General features: G+C 74.5%; 5 protein-coding genes. 3 read left to right on the top strand and 2 right to left on the bottom strand.

Translation table 11 applies throughout. The annotated features are described in order from the left end of the window. Positions 1-117: 117 nt before the first annotated feature. Positions 118-900 (bottom strand): methyltransferase domain-containing protein, encoded by a 783-nt coding sequence (locus tag ACFWXO_RS34265; RefSeq protein WP_380528898.1) that lies wholly within the window; start codon positions 898-900, stop codon positions 118-120. 157 nt (positions 901-1,057) lie between these two features. Between ACFWXO_RS34265 and ACFWXO_RS34270 the strand changes: the two genes are divergently transcribed. The 3 genes from ACFWXO_RS34270 to ACFWXO_RS34280 are packed head-to-tail and all read left to right on the top strand — an operon-like array spanning position 1,058 to position 2,879. Next, positions 1,058-1,726: a hypothetical protein gene (locus ACFWXO_RS34270; RefSeq protein WP_380528900.1), complete on the top strand. Its 669-nt coding sequence runs from the start codon at positions 1,058-1,060 to the stop codon at positions 1,724-1,726. Then, a complete protein-coding gene (locus ACFWXO_RS34275; RefSeq protein WP_380528902.1) occupies positions 1,723-2,103 on the top strand; it encodes a hypothetical protein in 381 nt (126 codons plus the stop codon). Before ACFWXO_RS34270 ends, ACFWXO_RS34275 begins: the two co-directional genes overlap by 4 nt. An 8-nt stretch (positions 2,104-2,111) precedes the next feature. After that, positions 2,112-2,879: a class I SAM-dependent methyltransferase gene (locus tag ACFWXO_RS34280; protein WP_380528904.1), complete on the top strand. Its 768-nt coding sequence runs from the start codon at positions 2,112-2,114 to the stop codon at positions 2,877-2,879. Between the two features lie 357 nt (positions 2,880-3,236). On the opposite strand, the gene ACFWXO_RS34285 is transcribed toward ACFWXO_RS34280, so the two are convergent. Then, on the bottom strand, positions 3,237-4,556 hold the full coding sequence (locus ACFWXO_RS34285) for a tetratricopeptide repeat protein (RefSeq protein ID WP_380528906.1): 1,320 nt from the start codon (positions 4,554-4,556) through the stop codon (positions 3,237-3,239). Between the last annotated feature and the right edge of the window lie 126 nt (positions 4,557-4,682).

Here is a 4,682-nt window from a genome sequence, read left to right on the forward strand (position 1 = left end):
CTGTCTATCACACCCACTTTAAAACAGCACACGCGGCCGCACGTGTGGCGGCGGCAATTTGTGCCGCGCCCGGGGGGGGGGGGGGCGGCCGGGGCGACGTGGCGGAGGACCGGGAGGTCAGGGGGCCCGGGCGAGCAGGACGGGCTGGAAGAAGCCGGTGTCGGCCGGCCGGCGCCAGTCGGTGGCGGTGAGGCCCGCTTCGGCGGCGAAGGCGCTCAGCTGGTCCTGGGTGAGGGCCCAGTAGCTGGAGCGGCGGACCGTGGTGCGCCACTGCCCGGTGTCGTCCGGCAGGAGCCGGAAGAGCTCCAGGTCGTAGCGCTCGCCGTCCTCGTGCCACTGCCAGAGCTGGAACAGCACCGAGCGCCGGCCGTCCAGTTCGGCGGTCTGCGGCGGGGTGGAGGCCGGGCGGTCCCGGCGCAGCTCGTCGTACGGGCGGGTGGAGAGCAGGAGCAGCCCGCCCGGGCGCAGGACCCGGCGCATCTCGGTCAGCGCGGCGCGGACGTCCTCGGCCGCGAGCAGGTGGGGGAGCGCGTTGTCGGCGCACACCACCACGTCGAACCGGCCGTCCGGGAAGGGGAGTTCGCGCATTTCGGCGGCCGCCGCCGGCAGTCGGAGCCCGCGAGCGGCGGCCTCCGCGGCGGCCCGGGCGGCGGCGACCGGGCTGAGGTCGGTGCCGGTCACCCGGTGGCCGAGCGCGGCCAGGCCGATCGCCTGGGTCCCGATGCCGCAGGCACAGTCGAGCACCTCGGCCGGGCCCTCGCCCAGGTGCTCCCGGACCAGGGCGTCCAAGGCGGCGCCCTGCCGGGCGAGCGAGGCGTTCCAGTCGCCGTAGAGCAGGTGGTAGTCCTCGGCGAGGTCGTCGTAGAAGCGGCCGGGGTCGGACCGCGGTGTCCTGGTCATGGCGTAGCGGTCTGGCAGGGGACGTCGGTGGCGACGCCGAACCCGAACGGCTCGCCGTCCTGTTCCTTCGTCATGGCCGCTATCCTCGCGCAGACGTATCGACACGGGGTAACGGTTTTCGAGGCCGCGGTTCCGGAACGAGGGGAAGGAACGGGCCGTGGAACGGATACCCGACGAGGACCCGCTGGACGGGCTCCGGCCGCTGCTGGAGGCGGGGGAGGCGGTCCTCGGCTACGAGCCGGACGGCCCCTGGTCCGGCTCCGGGCAGGCGCCCGGTTACGCCGACCGTTGCTGGGTGCTGCACACGCTGCGGGTGGACGGGCGGCCGGTGCGCTGGGCCGAGGCGCTGGCGGGCGCCGGGCGGCGCCTCGCCGACTGGCCCTGCACCCTGTCGTACCTGGTGTTCGACGACCGGGCCGCGCTGCCGGGCGAGGTCGACGTCCCGCTGATCGGCGAGCCGGACCGCGACTGCCTCGCGCGGCTGGTGGAGGTGCTGGCCCGGCACAGCGCCGACGGGCCGGCGACCGACTGCCGCCTCGCCTCGGCCGCGATCGAGGACCTGCTGCGACCGGTGACGGCCCACCGCGGCCGGCTGGACGAGGTGCTCGCCCACTACGACGCCCGGCCGGGGTACGCCCAGTTCCCCGCGCACTGGTGGTCCGCGGACTGCTCCTGGTTCGTCCTCACCAACTGGGACCTCAGCGCCACCGAGGTCTTCGGCCCGCCCGCCCTGATCGCGGACCTGCTCGCCGACCCGGGCCTGGAGGCCGTCCGGCACCCGAGCATCGCGGAGATCGCGGACGGCGCGGCCCGGTGGCCGTGGTGATCGAGCTGCCGGAAGGGTCCTGGTGGGACTGGGACGTGTACTCCTGGCGCCCCGGCGAGCTGATCCTGGCCGCCGGTCACGACCTCTGCTACCACCACGGTCTGGAACTGGTCCTCGCAGACCCGCTCTACGTCCGCTGCCCGGGGTCCTTCCAGGACCCGGTGTTCCGCGAGCCGGGCGCCGAGGAGCGGCGGCTCGTCGAGCGGCAGTGCGGCGAGGCACCGGGCGTGCTGCTCGCCTTCGAGGCGGACGGCGGCGGGGCGGAGCCGGTGGCCGGGCTGATCGCCGCCGGGGGGCTGGAGGTGCGGGTCGGGTGGGTGCGCAGGTACCCGGTCGGCGGTGAATCCGCTGGCAGTGCGGCGTCGGCGCCGCGATGATGCGAGGCATGCGCACCTTCGAAGAGCTGATCGCCGAGGCCGGGTCCGTCTCCGTGGACGGCTGGGACTTCTCCTGGCTGGACGGCCGGGCCACCGAGCAACGCCCCTCCTGGGGCTACCAGCGGCTGCTGGCCGGGCGGCTGGCCTCGGCGTCGGCGGCCCTGGACATCCAGACCGGCGGCGGGGAAGTGCTGGCCGGTGCCCTGCGGCAGGGCGGCCGCCCGCCCGTCCTGGCCGCCACCGAGTCCTGGCCGCCCAACCTGGCCCAGGCGACCCGGCTGCTGCACCCGCTGGGCGCGGTGGTGGTCGCCGACCAGGACGAGCCGCCGCTGCCGTTCGCGGACGGGGCCTTCGACCTGGTCAGCAGCCGGCACCCGGTGAAGGCCTGGTGGTCGGAGATCGCCCGGGTGCTGCGGCCCGGCGGTGCGTACTTCGCCCAGCACGTCGGCCCGGCCTCGGTCTTCGAGCTGGTCGAGTACTTCCTCGGACCGCAGCCCGAGGCACGCGAGGGCCGCCGCCCCGAGGTGGAGGGCGCCGAGGCCCGGGCGGCCGGGCTGGAGGTGGTGGACCTGCGCTCGGAGCGGCTGCGGATGGAGTTCCACGACATCGGCGCGGTGGTGTACTTCCTGCGGAAGGTGATCTGGATGGTTCCGGGCTTCACCGTCGAGGGCCACCTCGACCGGCTGCGCGAGCTGGACGCCCGGATCCGGACCGAGGGCCCGTTCGTCGCCCATTCGGCGCGCTTCCTGATCGAGGCGCGCAAGCACATCGACTGATCCGGTGTCCGCATTGCATCGGTATGAACGAGTTGGGGCATTCTGGAAGACCCGGCTCGCCGTTCGTGCCGGTGCGAGCACCGCCTTCTTCGGGCGAGGACAGGCCGGGAGGGGAGCCGCCGCCGGGCGGAAAGGTGTCGAGGCGGACGGTTCGGCCGGTGATCGCGGCGGCGAGTCAGCTGTCGTACGCCTCGGTGTGGACCGGCAGCTTGCGAAGGCGGAAGGCGCGGACCTTCTCGATGCGCGCCTTGTTGTCGGGGAACTCGAGGCCGGCGTCTGTGCGGGCGCTGACGGTGCACTGCGTCCAGTCGGCCAGTTCCCGGCCCCGGTCGGGGAAGGGACGGCGGGTTCGCCGGGTCAGCGGGTGTCGGTGAGGGCGGCGAGGTCTGCGCGGGCGCGGGGTGCGTGGAGGGGGTTGAAGGAGGGGTCGGTGGTGAGGGCCTGGGTGAGGTGGGTGCGGGCGGCCTCGGTGTGTCCGAGGGCGCGTTCGATCTCGCCGTGGTGGTAGAGGAACACGGCGTTGTGCCAGCCGTGGTTCTCGGCCTGTTCGGCCAGGTCCAGTGCTTCCTGGTCCGCGCCTTGGCGGTGCAGGGCCCAGGCGAGGGCGTCGGCGACCAGGACGTTGTGCCGCCGCTGCCATTCGGCCCGCAGCAGGCGTACGGCTTCGGCGGGGTCGCCGTGGTCGGCCTGGTACTGGCCGAGGGTGAGGTCGTCGACGACGCCGTTGGCGGCGGCCAGGCGCTGCTCGGCTTCCAGCAGGCGGTACTGCTCCTGAGCCAGTTGGGGGTGGCCGAGGGATTCGTGGAGTTCTCCGAGTTCGAGGAGGTACTGGGGGAGCGGGACCTTGGCGATGGCGGCGTCGTAGTCCCGGACGGCGGCCTCGGTGTTGCCGAGGGCGGCTTCGGCCCGGGCCTGCCCGGCGAGTGCGGGGGTGTGGCCGGCGTCGTCGGCGAGGGCTTCGCGGTAGCCGGTCAGGGCCTGGTCGGGGTGGCCGGCGTTGCGGTCGAGTTCGGCGATCTGGAAGCGGCAGAAGGCTTTGTCGGCGGGGTCGAAGGCCGAGGCGAGGGCGCTGTCGAGGGCGGCGCGGGCCTGGTCGGGGTGGCCGTGCTGTTCGAGGTCGTAGGCGGCGCGGGTGAAGGAGGCGGTGCCGGGTCGGCGGTCGAGGAGTTGCTGGACGGCGTCGGTGGCGCCGGCGTCGTCGCCGAGTTGGGTGCGGGCGTCGGCGAGGACGGCGTAGGCGGGCCAGTGCGCGGGCGAGGCGGCGATGGCCTGTTCGGCGAAGTCACGTGCCCGGTCGAAGAGGTGGCGGGCGTTGGCGAGGGCTCCCAGGCCGGTGAGGGCCTCGGTGTTGGCGTCGGGTGCGAGCGTGAGGGAGCGGTGCAGGGCTTCGTCGGCCTTCGGGTAGTAGGACGGGTCGGCCGTCAGCCGGGCCTGTTCGACGTACTCCGCGCCCAGCCGGGCCCAGCCGGGGGCGTCGTTCGGCAGTGCCTTGAGCCGCTGCTGTTCGGCGGTGATCGCCCGGGTGAGGGAGCTGCCCGCGGTGCGCGGGCCTTCGGTGTGCGCCGCGCCGTCGCCCGAGGACCCGGTGCGGTCCGCCGTCGGGTGGTGCAGTGCCCCGGCTGTCGCCAGGGCGCCGCAGAGGGCGGCGGTGGTGAGCAGGAGCGGCAGGCGGCGCATCGGGGTCCTCTGGTGGTGGCGGAGGGGTGGTCGGCGGCGGGGGGGGGGTGCGGGTCGCAGCCGCCCTCACCCGGCAAGACCCGGACAGAGTAGGGGTGGAGGGTAGAGGGGAGGGGCGCCCGCAGC

This window comes from Kitasatospora sp. NPDC059088 (assembly GCF_042738155.1).
In the GTDB taxonomy this organism is placed as follows: Bacteria; Actinomycetota; Actinomycetes; order Streptomycetales; family Streptomycetaceae; genus Kitasatospora.